16 protein-coding genes are annotated in these 15779 nt (G+C 72.7%); 6 read left to right on the forward strand and 10 right to left on the reverse strand.

Annotated features, from left to right (window positions below; translation table 11 throughout):
- The first annotated feature begins 12 nt into the window (after positions 1-12).
- Positions 13-396, forward strand: a complete 384-nt coding sequence (locus RMN57_RS12045) for a GntR family transcriptional regulator (RefSeq protein WP_313763392.1) — start codon at positions 13-15, stop codon at positions 394-396.
- A gap of 88 nt (positions 397-484) precedes the next feature.
- On the opposite strand, the gene RMN57_RS12050 is transcribed toward RMN57_RS12045, so the two are convergent.
- From RMN57_RS12050 to coxB, 4 genes are all read right to left on the reverse strand, one after another.
- Entirely contained in the window at positions 485-1747 is a 1263-nt protein-coding gene (locus tag RMN57_RS12050; protein WP_313763393.1) for an Ig-like domain-containing protein, read from the reverse strand.
- Between the two features lie 168 nt (positions 1748-1915).
- Positions 1916-2332 carry a cytochrome c oxidase subunit 4 gene (locus RMN57_RS12055; protein WP_313763394.1) on the reverse strand — a complete coding sequence of 139 codons (417 nt, stop codon included), beginning with the start codon at positions 2330-2332 and terminating at the stop codon, positions 1916-1918.
- Positions 2332-4107, reverse strand: a complete 1776-nt coding sequence (ctaD, locus tag RMN57_RS12060) for a cytochrome c oxidase subunit I (RefSeq protein ID WP_380233547.1) — start codon at positions 4105-4107, stop codon at positions 2332-2334. Before ctaD ends, RMN57_RS12055 begins: the two co-directional genes overlap by 1 nt.
- Complete coding sequence (gene coxB, locus RMN57_RS12065; protein ID WP_313763395.1) at positions 4104-4958, reverse strand: cytochrome c oxidase subunit II; 855 nt, start codon at positions 4956-4958, stop codon at positions 4104-4106. The genes ctaD and coxB overlap by 4 nt, the downstream gene beginning before the upstream one ends.
- A gap of 366 nt (positions 4959-5324) precedes the next feature.
- Here coxB and RMN57_RS12070 point away from each other — a divergent pair, with 366 nt between their 5' ends.
- A complete protein-coding gene (locus RMN57_RS12070) occupies positions 5325-6779 on the forward strand; it encodes an aminotransferase class V-fold PLP-dependent enzyme (protein ID WP_313763396.1) in 1455 nt (484 codons plus the stop codon).
- A gap of 45 nt (positions 6780-6824) precedes the next feature.
- Here RMN57_RS12070 and RMN57_RS12075 read toward each other — a convergent pair whose 3' ends face one another.
- Positions 6825-7802, reverse strand: coding sequence for a carbohydrate kinase family protein (locus RMN57_RS12075; protein ID WP_313763397.1), 978 nt, complete (start codon positions 7800-7802; stop codon positions 6825-6827).
- A gap of 247 nt (positions 7803-8049) precedes the next feature.
- Here RMN57_RS12075 and RMN57_RS12080 point away from each other — a divergent pair, with 247 nt between their 5' ends.
- Both RMN57_RS12080 and RMN57_RS12085 read left to right on the forward strand, forming a co-directional pair.
- Positions 8050-8268 carry a hypothetical protein gene (locus RMN57_RS12080; protein WP_313763398.1) on the forward strand — a complete coding sequence of 73 codons (219 nt, stop codon included), beginning with the start codon at positions 8050-8052 and terminating at the stop codon, positions 8266-8268.
- A gap of 150 nt (positions 8269-8418) precedes the next feature.
- Positions 8419-9159, forward strand: a complete 741-nt coding sequence (locus RMN57_RS12085) for a hypothetical protein (protein ID WP_313763399.1) — start codon at positions 8419-8421, stop codon at positions 9157-9159.
- Between the two features lie 73 nt (positions 9160-9232).
- Here the strand turns inward: RMN57_RS12085 and erpA are convergent, their stop codons facing one another.
- Positions 9233-9586: an iron-sulfur cluster insertion protein ErpA gene (gene erpA / locus RMN57_RS12090; RefSeq protein ID WP_238740463.1), complete on the reverse strand. Its 354-nt coding sequence runs from the start codon at positions 9584-9586 to the stop codon at positions 9233-9235.
- A gap of 244 nt (positions 9587-9830) precedes the next feature.
- Between erpA and RMN57_RS12095 the strand changes: the two genes are divergently transcribed.
- Entirely contained in the window at positions 9831-10715 is an 885-nt protein-coding gene (locus tag RMN57_RS12095) for a GNAT family N-acetyltransferase (RefSeq protein WP_313763400.1), read from the forward strand.
- A gap of 55 nt (positions 10716-10770) precedes the next feature.
- On the opposite strand, the gene RMN57_RS12100 is transcribed toward RMN57_RS12095, so the two are convergent.
- The 3 genes from RMN57_RS12100 to RMN57_RS12110 form a co-directional block, all read right to left on the reverse strand.
- Entirely contained in the window at positions 10771-12138 is a 1368-nt protein-coding gene (locus RMN57_RS12100; RefSeq protein WP_313763401.1) for a pyridoxal-dependent decarboxylase, read from the reverse strand.
- A 220-nt stretch (positions 12139-12358) separates the two neighbouring features.
- Positions 12359-12823 carry an Lrp/AsnC family transcriptional regulator gene (locus tag RMN57_RS12105; protein ID WP_313763402.1) on the reverse strand — a complete coding sequence of 155 codons (465 nt, stop codon included), beginning with the start codon at positions 12821-12823 and terminating at the stop codon, positions 12359-12361.
- A 206-nt stretch (positions 12824-13029) separates the two neighbouring features.
- Positions 13030-13953: an NADP-dependent oxidoreductase gene (locus tag RMN57_RS12110; protein ID WP_313763403.1), complete on the reverse strand. Its 924-nt coding sequence runs from the start codon at positions 13951-13953 to the stop codon at positions 13030-13032.
- Positions 13954-14173: 220 nt separating this feature from the next.
- Between RMN57_RS12110 and nadA the strand changes: the two genes are divergently transcribed.
- Entirely contained in the window at positions 14174-15355 is a 1182-nt protein-coding gene (gene nadA / locus RMN57_RS12115) for a quinolinate synthase NadA (RefSeq protein ID WP_313763404.1), read from the forward strand.
- Positions 15356-15452: 97 nt separating this feature from the next.
- Here nadA and RMN57_RS12120 read toward each other — a convergent pair whose 3' ends face one another.
- The gene (locus RMN57_RS12120; protein WP_313763405.1) at positions 15453-15746 is read right to left on the reverse strand and encodes a PspA-associated protein PspAA; all 294 of its coding nucleotides are present in this window, start codon (positions 15744-15746) and stop codon (positions 15453-15455) included.
- Between the last annotated feature and the right edge of the window lie 33 nt (positions 15747-15779).

Raw genomic sequence — 15779 nt, forward strand, 5'->3', positions numbered from 1 at the left:
TCAGGAGCCATCGTGGAGCTGTCCGTCGACCCCGCCGCCGCCACTCCCCCGTTCGAGCAGATCCGGTCGCAGATCGCCGACCGGGCCCGCAGCGGCGAGCTGCCGACCGGGCTGCGGCTGCCCACCGTGCGGGCGCTGGCCGAGCAGCTCGGGGTGGCGGCCGGGACGGTCGCCCGGGCCTACCGGGAGCTGGAGGCGGACGGGGTGGTGGAGACGCACGGCCGGCGCGGGACGCTGATCGCCGCGACCGGGGACACCGGCCACCGGCTGGCCGCCGCGGCCGCCGCCGAGTACGCCGAGCGGGTCCGGCGCCTCGGGGTGCCGCAGGCCGACGCCCTGGCCGCCGTGGAGACCGCTCTGCGGCTGGCCTACGGGGAGCCGGGCCGGGAGGGCTGACGGACGCCGGGGCTGCCGGACGCCGGGGGGCTGCCGGGTCGGGAGAGCCGGCGGACCGGGAGGGCCGGGCCCGCCCGGTCCGGGGCGCTCACACCTCCGGACGGATCATCCCGGCGGCGGGGGCCCGGGAGGCCGGCGGGGTGGTGTTGACGGCCTGTCCGAGGGCGCTGTGCTTCACCCAGTCGGTCCAGGACACGTTCCAGTCGCCGAAGCCGTTGCCGAACGGCTCCATGCTCGCGCCGTGGCTGTTGACCACCGTGACCAGGTCACCGATCCGGGTGTTGTCGTAGAACCACTTGGCGTTCTCGGTGCTCATGCCGGTACAGCCGTGGCTGACGTTCGCCACGCCCTGCGAGCCCACCGACCAAGGCGCCGCGTGCACGTACTCGCCGCTCCAGGTCACCCGGGTGGCCCACTCGACGTTCAGGTCGTAGGACTCCGAACTGCCGGCGGCTATGCCGATCGTCTCGCCGCTCATCCGCACCTGGCGCTCCTGGCCGAGCACCACCTTGACGCCGTTGCGGGTGTCGAAGCCGGGCTTGCCGGTGGTCACCGGGATCGTCCGGACCACCTCGCCGTTGCGCTTCAGGGTGAGCTCGTGGGTGGCGGCGTCCACCACCGACTCCACCCGCTCCCCGATCCGCAGCGCCAGGGCGGCGCGGTCGCCGCCGTAGAGGCCGTCCGCGATCCGGCTGCCGGTGCCCTCGAAGACCAGGCTCACGGTGGTGCCGACGGGCCAGTACTCCGCCGGGCGGAAGTGCAGGTTCTTGTCGTCCACCCAGTACCAGCCGCCGGTGACGGCCGGCTGCGAGGTGACGGTCAGGGCGCGCTCGACCTCCTGGCGGGCCTGCGGGTCCTTGACCGCCTCGGAGAGCTGGACGGTGAGCGGCTGGCCGACGCCGTAGAGGCCGGTGCCGGAGGAGTCCGGGCCGAGCTTGGCCGTCAGCAGGCGCTGCGCCGCCTGGGTGGAGAAGGCCGAGGTGGTCTCACCGCGGCCGCCTCTGCCGTCGTCCGCGGCGATCCGGACGGTGTAGTCGGTGGCCGCCTTCAGCCGCCCGGTGGTCTGCCAGCTGCGCTGGTCCTCCGAGAGCGTCCCGGCCACCACCCGGCCGTCCGGGCCGACCACGGTGACGTCGGTGAGCCGGCTGCCGGGCACGGCGGTCACCGTGACGGGCTGGGACGGGTCCACCTTGCCCTCGGCCGAGACGTGGACGAGCGGGGCCGCGTCGACCTTGTGGACGGCTCCGGCGGAGTCGTCGTTGTCTCCGGACGTGCAGGCGGCCAGCGGGACCAGCACTGCGAGGGCCAGCGAGATGCTGCCTATACCTGCGATTCCGCGCCTGTCGGCCATGACCGCCTCCGAGGGTTCGCACGATTGATCAGATCGTAGGAACGGTGGGCGGCGGAGCGACATCCGGGGGAAGCGCCGTTGGGCCGGCGGAGTGAGGCCCTCACTCCGGGGACGCAACAGGGCCGGGCACCCCGTGCGGGATGCCCGGCCCTGTGCGAGGGACGGAACCTACTGGTTCTGGTTCTCGCCCCGGTAGAACTCGAAGACCCAGCCGAACAGGCCGACCAGGATGATCGGGATCGACCAGTACAGCAGCCACCAACCGAAGATCACGCCCATGAAGGCGAGCGCGCCACCGATCGCGAGCGAGAGCGGCTGCCAGCTGTGCGGGGCGAAGAAGCCCAGCTCGCCGGCGTCGTCCGCGACCTCGGCCTCGGGGTTGTCACCCGCGCCGCTGTCCACCCGGCGGGCGGTGAAGGCGAGGTAGTACCCGATGAAGGCACAGAGGGCGAACGCCAGGAAGAGCGCCGTGGTGCCGGCCGCCTCGATGCCGAGGTCCGAGTGGTTGGTCCACAGGCCGTAGGTGATCGCCATCGCGAGGACGAAGACCGCCAGGCCGAGGAAGATCTTTCCCTGTTCCTTCATCAGGCGTCGCCCTCCTTCTTGCCCTTGCCCAGCTGCGGGTTGTCGTACTTCGCCGGGGTCACGCCGGCGAGGTGCTTGGCCGGCTCACCGTGGTTCTCCAGGTAGTCCAGCGCCGCGATCTCCGGGTAGTGGAGGTCGAAGGCCGGGGATTCGGAGCGGATCCGCGGGAGGGTGAGGAAGTTGTGCCGCGGCGGCGGGCAGGAGGTCGCCCACTCCAGCGAGCGGCCGTAGCCCCACGGGTCGTCGACCTCGACCTTCTCGCCGTACTTGGCGGTCTTCCAGACGTTGTAGAGGAACGGCAGGATCGACAGGCCGAGCAGGAACGAGCCGATGGTCGAGACGGTGTTCAGCGTGGTGAAACCGTCCGAGGCCAGGTAGTCGGCGTAGCGGCGGGGCATGCCCTCCGCGCCGAGCCAGTGCTGCACCAGGAAGGTGGCGTGGAAGCCGATGAACAGCGTCCAGAAGGTGATCCGGCCGAGGCGCTCGTCGAGCATCTTGCCGGTCATCTTCGGCCACCAGAAGTGGAAGCCGGCGAACATCGCGAAGACGACGGTGCCGAAGACCACGTAGTGGAAGTGGGCGACGACGAAGTACGAGTCCGAGACGTGGAAGTCGATCGGCGGGGAGGCGAGCAGAACACCCGTCAGACCACCGAAGAGGAAGGTCACCAGGAAGCCGACCGTCCAGAGCATCGGGGTCTCGAAGCTCAGCGAGCCCTTCCACATGGTGCCGACCCAGTTGAAGAACTTCACACCGGTCGGGACCGCGATCAGGAAGGTCATGAAGGAGAAGAACGGCAGCAGCACCTGGCCGGTGACGTACATGTGGTGCGCCCACACCGTCACGGACAGACCGGCGATCGCGATGGTGGCCGCGATCAGGCCGGAGTAGCCGAACATCGGCTTGCGGCTGAAGACCGGGATGATCTCCGACACGATGCCGAAGAACGGCAGCGCGATGATGTAGACCTCGGGGTGGCCGAAGAACCAGAAGAGGTGCTGCCAGAGCAGCGCCCCGCCGTTGGCCGGATCGAAGACGTGTGCCCCGAACTTCCGGTCCGCCTCCAGGGCGAACAGCGCGGCGGCCAGGACCGGGAAGGCCAGCAGGACCAGCACGGCGGTCAGCAGGACGTTCCAGACGAAGATCGACATCCGGAACATCGTCATGCCGGGCGCGCGCATGCAGATGATCGTGGTGATGAAGTTGACCGCACCGAGGATCGTGCCGAAGCCGGAGAAGGCCAGACCCATGATCCACATGTCGGCGCCGACGCCCGGCGAGCGGACGGCGTCCGACAGCGGGGAGTAGGCGAACCAGCCGAAGTCGGCCGCACCCTGCGGGGTGACGAAGCCGGCCACCGCGATGGTCGAGCCGAACAGGTACAGCCAGTACGCGAACATGTTCAGACGCGGGAACGCCACGTCCGGGGCGCCGATCTGGAGCGGCATGATCCAGTTCGCGAAGCCGGCGAAGAGCGGCGTCGCGAACATCAGCAGCATGATCGTGCCGTGCATCGTGAACGCCTGGTTGAACTGCTCGTTCGACAGGATCTGGGTCCCGGGACGAGCGAGCTCGGCGCGCATGACCAGCGCGAGGATGCCGCCGATCAGGAAGAAGGCGAACGACGTGCCCAGGTACAGGGTGCCGATCGTCTTGTGGTCGGTGGTGGTCAGCCACTTGATGATGGTGGAACCCGGCTTGCGGGTCCGCTGCGCCCCGACCGTGACGGCCCCGGCGCCCCCGCCGGCCGCGGCGGGCTCGTTGAGGATGGTCACTTCTCTTCACTTCCCATGGTCGTGATGCCGGAGGGCACCGCGCCGGTCTGGCCCTTGGCCCGCAGCTCCGCCAGGTGCGCGTCGTAGTCGGCGCGGTCGACGACCTTGACGTTGAACAGCATGCGCGAGTGGTCGGTGCCGCAGAGCTCGGCGCACTTGCCCATGTACTCGCCCTTGACGTTCGGGGTGACCTCGAACTGGTTCACCACGCCCGGCACGACGTCCATCTTCATCAGGAAGTTGACGGGCCAGAAGTCGTGGATGACGTCCCGGGAGGTCAGGACGAACTTCACCGACTCGTTGACCGGCAGGTACAGGGTCGGCACCTCGGCCGGCGTGCCCACGTCGTAGGCAGCGTCCTTGTTGGCCGGGTCGGGCGTCTCGGTGTTCTCGTAGTTGAACGCCCAGCTCCACTGGAAGCCGACCACGTTGACCGTGTGCTGCGGCTTGGCGGAGATGGCGGTCAGCCTCGTCTCGTCGCGGGCGACGAAGTAGAAGAGGACCGAGACGATGATGATGGGGACCGCGGTGTAAAGCGCCTCGATGGGCACGTTGTACCGGGTCTGCGGGGGGATCTCCACGCCGGTGCGGCTGCGCCGGTGGAAGATCACGCTCCAGAGGATCAGACCCCACATCAGTGCGCCGACCACCAGTGCCGCGATCCAGGACCCCTGCCACATGTGGAGGACCAGCGGCCCTTCCTCGGTGACGGGGCTTGGCATGCCAAGCCTGGGGAGGTCGTTGGCCGAGCAGCCGGTGGCGGTCGCGATGACGAGGCCCAGTGCCAGCGCCTGAGGCAGCTTCCGCCGCATCGTGCGCCGCGGCGAGCGGTCGGAGCCGTTGGGACTCACGTAGCGCCTTCCCGAAGTCTCGCCCGCCTTCGCGTCGCCCCGGAGAGGAGTGGACCTCCCCGGCGACCCGACCACGGGCACGGTTTGAATGCTTATGCGGGCCAAACCCTACTCCAGCCTTATGCGCTGCTGACGGGCAGGTCCCGGTAACGCGCCGCCCGGTCGCCCGATCAGGCCCGGCAAGGGCTGCGCCGCAGGTCATCGTAGGCATTCGAGGCCCGTACGCCCGATCGGGGGATGACCTCGGACAACGTGGGTGACGGTCCGTCCGGTGCGGACGAATCGGACATTCGGGTTGATCGACTGACGGCCGGTGAGCGGAGCGGCCGGACCGGAACGCCCCCGGGAGTGTCGTTAAATGTGACCGTGTACTTCGATGTGGCCTCCACCGCACCGCTCCACCCCGTCGCGCGGCAGGCGCTCACCGCCGCCCTGGACGAGGGCTGGGCCGACCCGGCCCGCCTCTACCGCTCCGGCCGGCAGGCCCGGATGCTGCTGGACGCCGCCCGGGAGACGGTCGCCGAGGTGCTCGGCGCCCGGGCCGACGAGATCTCCTTCACCGCCAGCGGGACCCAGGCCGTGCACCTCGGGATGCTCGGCGCACTGGCCGGCAACCGGCGCCGCGGCTCCCACCTGGTGCACTCCGCGGTCGAGCACTCCAGCGTGCTGCACACCGCCGAGCGGTGGGCGTCCCCGCGGCCGGAGTCCGGTGGGGAGACGGCCGGTGACCCGGTGACGGTCGTCCCGGTGGACCGGTACGGCCGGGTCTCCCCCGAGGCGTTCGCCGCCGCACTGCGGCCGGACACCGCGCTCGCCGTGCTGCAGTCCGCCAACCACGAGGTGGGCACGGTCCAGCCGGTGGCCGAGGTCGCCGAGCGCTGCGGCGACGTGCCGCTGCTGGTGGACGCGGCACAGAGCGCCGGGCGCGTGGACGTCCCGGCCGGCTGGTCGCTGCTGGCGGCGAGCGCGCACAAGTGGGGCGGGCCGGCCGGGGTCGGCGTCCTCGCGGTGCGCAAGGGCGTCCGCTACGCCTCGCCGCTGCCGGCCGACGAGCGCGAGCGCGGCCGGGTGCCGGGGTACGTCAACGTCCCCGCGATCGTGGCCGCGGCCGCCTCGCTGCGCGCCGTGCGGGCCGAGGCCGAGCGGGAGAACGCCCGGCTGCACGCCCTGGTCGAACGGATCCGGGCGGCGGTGCCGCGGCTGGTGCCGGAGGTGGAGGTGGTCGGCGACCCGGTGCGCCGGCTGCCGCACCTCGTCACCTTCTCCTGCCTGTACGTGGACGGCGAGGTGCTGCTGACCGAGCTGGACCGGGCCGGCTTCGCCGTCTCCTCGGGCTCCTCCTGCACCTCCTCCACCCTGACGCCGAGCCACGTCCTGGCGGCGATGGGCGTGCTCACCGAGGGGAACGTCCGGGTGTCGCTGCCGTTCGGGGCGGCGGAGGCCGACGTGGAGCGGTTCCTGGCCGTCCTGCCCGGCGTGGTGGCCGGGGTCCGCGCCCCGCTCGGGCTGGACCTGCCCGCGCCGGCGGGCGCCGGGGAGCCCGAGGCGGCGCCGGAGGCCGCGCCGGCGCCCGGTCCGGCCGCCGGCCTGGTGATCGACGCGCTCGGCAAGCGGTGCCCGCTGCCGGTGATCGAGCTGGCCAAGCGGATCGGCGACGTCCCCCCGGGCGGCACCGTCGCGGTGCTGGCCGACGACGAGGCGGCCCGGCTGGACATCCCGGCCTGGTGCGGGATGCGCGGCCAGGAGTACCTGGGCGAGGCCCCGGCCGCCGACTACGGCGCCGACCGGGGCGCGGCCTACCTGGTCCGGCGGACCGCCTGACCGGTCCGCCCGGGCGGACCACCCGGGCGGACCGGACCGGCCGGACTACTTGACCAGGTGGGCGCGGATCTCGGCGGCGGCGTCGGCGCCGTAGGCGGCCTCGAAGCGCTTCAGGAAGCCCGCCGGGCGCAGCTCGTACTCCTGGGTGCCGACGGTCTCGATCACCAGGGTGGCGAGCATGCAGCCGAGCTGGGCCGCGCGCTCGAGCTCCAGCTCCCAGGAGAGGCCCGCCAGGAAGCCGGCGCGGAAGGCGTCGCCGACGCCGGTCGGGTCGGTCTTGCTCTCCTCGGGGGCGCAGCCGACCACCACTGGCGGCTCGCCCTTGCGGTCGATCCGGACGCCCTTGCTGCCGAGGGTGGTGATCCGGGTGCCGACCCGGGTGAGGATCTCCTCGGCGTCCCAGCCGGTCTTGGTCTCGATCAGCGCGGCCTCGTACTCGTTGGTGAACAGGTACGCGGCGCCGTCGACGATCTCCCGGATGTCGTCGCCGTCCAGGCGGGCCAGCTGCTGGGACGGGTCGGCGGCGAAGGCGTAGCCGCGGGTCCGGCACTCCTGGGTGTGGCGGACCATGGCCTGCGGGTCGTCCGCGCCGATCAGCACCAGGTCCAGGCCGGCGACGCGGTCGGCGATCGGCTTGAGCTCGATGTTGCGGGCCTCGGCCATGGCGCCGGTGTAGAACGACGCGATCTGGTTGTGGTCCTCGTCCGTGGTGCACATGAAGCGGGCGGTGTGCCGGGTCTCGGAGATGTGGACGGACTGGCAGTCCACGTTGTTGCGCTCCAGCCAGCTGCGGTACTCGGAGAAGTCCGCACCGGCCGCACCGACCAGGATCGGGCGCAGTCCGAGGACGCCCATGCCGAACGCGATGTTCGGGGCGACCCCGCCGCGGCGGATGTCCAGGGTGTCGACCAGGAAGGACAGCGACACGGTGTGCAGCTGCTCTGCGACGAGCTGGTCGGCGAACCGGCCGGGGAACGTCATCAGGTGGTCGGTGGCGATCGAGCCGGCGACGGCGATACGCACGGGAGGTCTCCTCAGGATGGCGGCATGGCCACGGAAAGCAGGGGGCGAACCCACCCACGGTACCCGGGACGGGGCACACGACGGCAATACCGCAGCAGCTGGCACCCGCCGCCCTCGAACGTGTACTACCTCCGGGTAGCTCTGGTGGGGGCCGGGTGGTCGGCCTAGGGTCGCTGGCAGGGGCCGGTCCGGTCCCGACCGAGCCGCGGCAGCGCCGCCGCGGCACCGTGGATCGGAGCTATTGCCGATGATGCCCAGTCACCACCCGATGCGTGTTCCGGCCGCCCTGCGGGGCGACGCCGACGTCGAGACCCTGGACGCGCTGGTGGACTCCTCCCGGCAGCTGCGGCGCTTCTGGCCGCTGCTGGCGACCGGCCCCGAGCCCAGCGCCCCCGCGCCGGCCGGCTTCCGCGTCCCGTCCGGGGCGCAGCGCCTGGTCGCGGGCATGGCCGAGTACGGGATGTAGGCCGGTCCTCCGGGCCGGGTCCCACGGGGCTCGACGGGGGCTCGACGGGGGTCAGCGGGAACCTCGGGAACCGGATCCGTCCGGGCCACGTCACATCCGCGCGGTGCGGCCGCCGAGGCGGTGCCGCTGAGCCCTCGGGAGGATGGACAGATGGACCTGACGGATCTGGAGCCGATGCCCCGGCAGGCGAGCGGCGCGCGCGGTGTCCGCCCGCGCGGGCGGCGGACGGCGGCGGTGGCCGCCCTGGTGCTGGCGGCGGCCGTCGCGGTGGCCGGGTGCGACGGCGACGGCGGCAAGTCCGCCGCGGAGTCGGCCACCCGCTCCTCGACGGCGTCCGCGAGCACCGCGGCCTCCCCCACCGCCCCGGCCTCCCCGGCGGCGCCGTCCGCCTCCGCCCCGGTGGCGCCCCCGTCGGCCGATCCCTCGGTGACCGCCCCCGACCCGCGGCCGGCGAACCCCACCCCGGGCTCCGTCCCGCCGGTACCGGCGCTGACCCCGACGCCGGCGCCCACTCCGCCGCGCGAGGGCATCGCGGTCGGCGAGCCGGACCCGAACGGCAAGCCCGCGGTGCGCCCCGCGATCACCTACCGGGTGGACGGCAACCGGTTGACGGTCTGGTTCTACGGCGGGGTCTGCGAGCGCTACGCGCTGAAGGCGGACGAGTCCAAGCCGGGCCGGGTGGACGTACGGGTCACCCTGGCGGCGCCGGTCCCGGCCGGCCAGAGCTGCGCCGAGCTGGCCAGGCGGCAGACCGTGGCGGCCGATCTGAAGCAGCCGCTGACCGGGCGGACGGTGTTCGACGCCTCGAACGGCCAGGCCGTGCCGCTGGAGACCGATGCGGCCGCCGGGCCGAACCCGGACGGGGCCGGCCCGGACGTCGCCGGGCGGTAGCGGCGCGGCGCGGCCCGCAGGAACGGCGAAGGCGGCCCCGGAAGGATCCGGAGCCGCCTTCGCCGTCTGCCGACTAGCTGAACGAGTCGCCGCAGGCGCAGGAGCCGGTGGCGTTCGGGTTGTCGATCGTGAAGCCCTGCTTCTCGATGGTGTCCACGAAGTCGACGGTCGCGCCACCCAGGTACGGGGCGCTCATGCGGTCGGTGACGACCTTGACACCGTTGAAGTCCTTGACCACATCGCCGTCGAGCGAACGCTCGTCGAAGAACAGCTGGTAACGCAGGCCGGAGCAGCCGCCGGGCTGGACGGCGACGCGAAGCGCAAGGTCGTCGCGGCCCTCCTGCTCCAGCAGGCCCTTGACCTTGGCCGCGGCGGCATCGGTAAGGAGGATGCCACTCTCGACGGTGGTCTCGTCCTGGACGGTCATCTGCTTTCTCCCGGTCTTGACGACGGTGTGCCGCCAGTGACAACCGATCGCCGTCCGGATTCATTTCCCGGGCGGCGCTGCTCTTCGGTGGTCTGCTGCGGCGGAATTTCCGTGGGCCGGGTCTGCACCCGCTCCCCTACTACGCTCCCCATGCTCGCACACCGGCGGGGCTCGGTCACCGCCCCGTGCGCCGATCCGGACGAACCGGCCCCGTCCGGGCGCCGCCGCGGCCAGGATGGTGGGCATGATCCTGCGACTGGTCCAGGACACCGCCGCCGACGCGGAGGCCGTCCAGCACCTCGCCCGCGTCTCCTTCGCCGCGCTCCCCGACGCCGCCCCCGGCGCTCCCGGCGCCGGCGCGCGGGACGAGCCGCCGTCGGTGTACCAACCGGCCCGCACCAGACACCTGGTCCGCACCGATCCGCAGGGCTGCTGGCTGGCGGAGCGGGACGGCGAGCCGGTCGGCACGGTGCTGTCGCTGCGCCGGGAGGGCCTGTGGGTCCTCGCGCTGCTCGCGGTGCGGCCGGAGGCCCAGGGCAAGGGCGTCGGGCGGCTGCTGCTGGAGCGGGCCGCCGCGTACGGCCGGGGCTGTCTGCGCGGGATGCTCTGCGCCTCGCCGTCTCCGGCGGCGGCGAGGCGCTACCGCCGGGCCGGCTTCACGCTGCACCCGGCGATGCGGCTGACCGGGCGGGTGGACCGGTCCGGTCTGGTCGACCCCGGCGACATCCCGGTGCACCCGGGCAACGCCACCCACCGCCACCTGCTGGACTCGGTGGACCGGCGGCTGCGCGGGGCCGCGCACGGGCCGGACCACGAGCTGATGCTGGCCCACTTCGAGGAGCTGCTGGTCGCCGACGCGCTGGCCGGCAGCGGCTACTGCTACCGCGACGGCGGCGAGGTGAGGCTGCTGGCCGCCACCTCGAAGCGGATCGCCGTCCGGCTGCTGCGCGAGGCGCTGGCCCGGGTGCCGGACGGCGTCCCGGCCCGGGTGGAGCACCTGACCGCCGAGCAGGAGTGGGCGCTGGACGTCGGCCTGGAGGTGGGCCTGAGCGTGGAGACCCGGGGCTACCTGGGGCTGCGCGGGATGCGCCCGCCGGCCCCGTACCTGCCCGACGGCGGGCTGCTGTGAACGCGCGGAACCCCCGCCGGGGCGAGCCCGGCGGGGGTTCTGGGAGCGCGTCGGCTCAGGCCATGGTGTCCAGGATCTCCCGGACCATCTCCATCGTGGTGCCCGGGTGCAGGAAGGCGAAGCGGGCGACCGTCTCGCCGTCCCAGCCGGTCGGGGTGACGAAGCCGATCTGGTCCGCGAGCAGCTGCTGCGACCAGCGGTAGTAGTCGTCGTTGGTCCAGCCCGTGCGCTTGAAGCAGACCGCGGAGAGCTGCGGGTCGAACAGCAGCTCCAGGTGCTCGGTGTCGCGGATCAGCTGGGCGGTGTCGCGGGCCAGCTGGAGGCCGGTCTCGATGGCGTCGGTGTACGCCTCGGTACCGTGCACGGCCAGCGAGAACCAGAGCGGCAGGCCGCGGGCGCGCCGGGTCAGGTGGTAGGCGTAGTCGGTGGGGTTCCACTCGTCGCCCTCGGTGTGCAGGACGTCCAGGTAGGACGCGTCCTGGGTGTGCACGGCGCGGGCCAGCTGCGGGTTGCGGTAGATCAGCGCGGCGCAGTCGAACGGGGCGAACAGCCACTTGTGCGGGTCGACCACGAAGGAGTCGGCGTGCTCGATGCCGTTGTAGCGGGCCCGGACGGACGGGGCGAAGAGGCCCGCGCCGCCGTAGGCGCCGTCCACGTGGAACCACATGTCGCGCTCGCGGGCGACCTCGGACAGGCCCTGGAGGTCGTCGACGATGCCCTCGTTGGTGGTGCCGGCGGTGCCGACGACGGCGATCACCGTCTCCGGGTTCGGATCGGCGGCCAGCGCGGCGCGCAGCGCCTCGCCGGTGAAGCGGCGGTCCACGGTGGGGACCTTGAAGGCCTCGACGCCGATGATGTTGAAGGTGTTCTTGACCGAGGAGTGCACCTGGTCGGCCACGGCGATCCGCAGCCGGGCCTCCGGACCGACGCCCAGGCGGCGGCGGGCGGTGTCGCGGGCGACCACCAGGGCGGAGAGGTTGCCGGCCGAGCCGCCGGAGACGAAGGTGCCGCCGGCCGTCTCGGGCATCCCGGCGCGGTCCGCTATCAGGCGCAGCACCTGGTTCTCGGCGGCGATCGCACCGGCCGCCTCCAGCCAGGAGATGCCCTGCAGCGAGGCGCAGGAGACCACCATGTCGAAGAGCAGCGCGGCCTTGGTCGGGGCGCACGGGATGAAGGACAGGTAGCGCGGGCTGTCCGCGGAGATCACCGCGCGGGACAGCTCGTGGTCGTAGAGCTTGAGCACGTCGGCCGGGTTGTTGCCGTCCGGGTTGAGCAGTCCGGCCAGCTGGGCGCGCAGGTGCTCGCCGTCACCGGGGTGGTCGAGCGGGACGGGGTCGTACTGCAGCCGCTCCCGCATGTAGTCGAAAACCAGGTCGACCAGCTCGCTGTCGGGCCGGTGCATGCGGTCGGGGGCTGCGGACACGGGTGTCCCTCTCGGCTGTGGGGGTCGGGGGCCGCCGGCCGCGCGGGACGTCGCCACCGCGTTTGCCGGACGTGATCAGCCTAGGCAGCACCCGGCCCGTGCCGCGCGTCCGAACGCGGCTGGTCAGGCAGGTTTCGAGCGTCTTCGGCATGGTCCGCGCAGGATTCCTGCGCGGGGGCCGGTTGGGCCGTCCGGGGGCCCTTGCCGCCGGACGGGAGGGTCAGCCGATCAGCTGGGAGAGCACCACGGAGGAGCGGCTGCGCTGGACGCCGGGCTCACGGCGGATCCGCTCGATGACCGCCTCCAGGTGGCGCATGTCGACGGCGCGCAGGTGGACCAGGGCGTCCGGGTCGCCGGTGACCGTCCAGGCGGCGACCACCTCGGGGAACTGCCGCAGGCTGGCCAGGATCTCCTCGGGGGCGGTCCGCTCGCGGCAGTAGACCTCGACGAAGGCCTCGGTCTGCCAGCCGAGCACCGAGGGGTCGAGGACGACGGTGAAGCCGCGGACCACCCCGCGCGCCCGCAGCCGGTCGATCCGGCGGCGGACGGCGGTGGCGGAGAGGTTCACCTGCAGGCCGATCTCGGCGTAGGAGGCGCGGCCGTCGGCGCCCAGCCGGGCCAGCAGGAGACGGTCGGTCTCGTCGAGGTCGGCCCCGACCGTCTCGTGCGCTCGGCTGCTGCTCATCGGTGCGGGGCTCCACAGGTCGTACGGGATCGGCGGGTGGGGTCGGTAGGCCGCCGAAACGGTTCGGCACCCATTCTGGCGGATGCCATGACCGAGTTCACGGCTTGCCGACGACGGCCGGTGGGCGGTCCGCGGCCGGTGGGCGGCCCGTTCCCGGTCCGTTCCGGGCCGTTCACCGTCCGTGTCCACCCGTGCCCCCGCGGCCGTCAGCCGGTCAGCAGGACGATCTTCCCGCGGGTGCGGCCCTCGGCGCTCAGCGCCTGCGCCGAGGCGGCCTGGGCGAGCGGGAAGGTCGAGGCGACCGTGACGGTGAGCCGGCCGGCGTCGGCGAGCCCGGCCAGCTCGGCCAGCCCGGCGGCGTCCGGCCTGGCCCAGACGTACTGCCCGCCGAGCGCCCGCACGCCGTAGTCGGCCACCGAGGCGATCCGGGCCGGATCGGCCACCAGGGCGGCCGAGAGCCCGGCGGCACCGCCGCCGACCAGGTCCACGGCCGCGTCCACCCCGTCCGGGGCCAGCGCGCGGACCCGCTCGGCCAGGCCCTCGCCGTGGGCCACCGGCTCGGCGCCCAGCCCGCGCAGGTAGTCGTGGTTGCGCTCGCCCGCGGTGCCGATCACCCGGGCTCCGAAGGCCCGGGCGAGCTGCACGGCCAGGTGGCCGACCCCGCCCGCGGCGGCGTGCACCAGCACGGTGTCGCCGGCACCGACCCGGACCGCGCGCAGCGCCTGCAGGGCGGTGAGCCCGGCCAGCGGCAGGCCGCCGCTCTGCGCCCAGTCCAGGGCGGCGGGCCGGTGGGCCAGGGTGCGGACGGGCGCGGCGACCAGCTCGGCGTAGGTGCCGTGCTCGACGGCGTCCTTGCGGACGTAGCCGTAGACTTCGTCGCCGGGCTCGAACTCGGTCACCCCGCCGCCCACCGCGCGGACCACCCCGGCCGCGTCCCAGCCCATCACCAGCGGGAAGTGCGCGTCGATCAGGCCGTCCAGCCGGCCCTCCCGGACCTTCCAGTCCACCGGGTTCACCCCGGCCGCCCTGACCTGCACCAGGACCGAGTCCGGCCCGACCTTGGGGTCCGGCAGCTCGGTGTACTCGACCACCTCGGGGCCGCCGTAGCGGCGGATCGCGATTGCCTTCATGGGGCACAGCCATACCCGGCCGCCCGTGGATATCGATCCGGCCACGCCGGGCCCGGCGGATCTTTCCTCCGGCCACCGGAGGGCACCGATCCGGCGAGCGGTTCTCGTCACATCGACAGGATGGCCATCGTCAGTCTGACGCTAACCGGTTATCATAGATAGCGTCAGATAGACGAGAAGGCTGCACCGACTGATCGGCCGCACAGAAGGGCACCCGCCCGTGACCACCACCACCGAGACCTACGGCGTCGACCCCACCCCGACGCCGCTCGCTCTGCTGCTGCTCGGCCGCGAGGCCGACCCGAACAGCGAGCGCGGCGTCGAGTGTCCGGGAGACCTCCCCCCCGCCTCCGACCCGAACCTCGTCGAGCGCGCCCGGGCGGCCAAGGCCGCGCTCGGCGACCGCGTCTTCATCCTCGGCCACCACTACCAGCGCGACGAGGTCATCGAGTTCGCCGACGTCACCGGCGACTCCTTCAAGCTGGCCCGGGACGCCGCCGCCCGGCCCGAGGCCGAGTACATCGTCTTCTGCGGTGTGCACTTCATGGCCGAGTCCGCGGACATCCTGACCACCGACGCCCAGCAGGTCGTCCTCCCGGACCTCGCGGCCGGCTGCTCGATGGCCGACATGGCCACCGCCGAGCAGGTCGCCGAGTGCTGGGACGTGCTGACCGACGCCGGCATAGCCGACGTGACCGTCCCGGTCTCGTACATGAACTCCTCCGCCGACATCAAGGCCTTCACCGGCAAGCACGGCGGCACCATCTGCACCTCCTCCAACGCCAAGCGCGCCCTGGAGTGGGCGTTCGAGCAGGGACAGAAGGTGCTCTTCCTGCCCGACCAGCACCTCGGCCGCAACACCGCGGTCCGCGAGATGGGCTTCTCGCTGGACGACTGCGTGCTGTACAACCCGCACAAGCCGAACGGCGGCCTGACCGCCGAGCAGCTGCGGGACGCCAAGATGATCCTCTGGCGCGGCCACTGCTCGGTGCACGGCCGGTTCTCGCTGGACTCGGTGAACGACGTGCGCGAGCGCATCCCGGGCGTCACCGTGCTGGTGCACCCCGAGTGCAAGCACGAGGTCGTCGCGGCCGCCGACATGGTGGGCTCCACCGAGTACATCATCAAGGCGCTGGACGCCGCCGAGCCCGGCTCCAAGTGGGCCATCGGCACCGAGCTGAACCTGGTCCGCCGCCTGGCCAAGGCGCACCCGGACAAGGAGATCGTCTTCCTGGACCGCGCGGTCTGCTTCTGCTCGACCATGAACCGGATCGACCTGCCGCACCTGGTCTGGGCGCTGGAGTCGCTGGTCGAGGGCCGGGTGCCGAACGTGATCACCGTCGACCCGGAGACCGAGAAGTACGCCAAGGCGGCGCTGGACCGGATGCTCGCCCTGCCGTAGCCGGCCCCGCCCCCGGTCGCAACGACCGAAGGGCGGGCCCCCTCCGTGTGGAGGGGGCCCGCCCTTTCGTCGTCTGGCGTCCGGAGCGAGACGTCGGCTACTCGGGGATGCCGGGGATCAGGCCGTCACCCTCGGCCCGCAGCAGCCGCCGGACCTCGTCGATCGTCGCATCGGCATTCGGGAGGATCAGGTCGGACGGCTCCAGGGAGTCGTCCGGAAGCGGGCTGCCGTGCTGCTTCACGGCGCCCAGCAGCTCGCCGAGCGCCCGCCGGAAGTGGTCCTCGTCCCCCGACTCCAGCGCGGCGAGGAGCTCCTCGTCGAGCTCGTTGAGCCGGTTCAGATGGGCGTCGCCCACCTCGAACTGGCCCTCCCCCATGACCCTCATGATCATGCCGTGCGTCTCCCTGGTCGGTCGGGTGAAGCT

The sequence above is a fragment of the Kitasatospora sp. CM 4170 genome (genome assembly GCF_032110285.1).
In the GTDB taxonomy this organism is placed as follows: Bacteria; Actinomycetota; Actinomycetes; order Streptomycetales; family Streptomycetaceae; genus Kitasatospora; species Kitasatospora aburaviensis.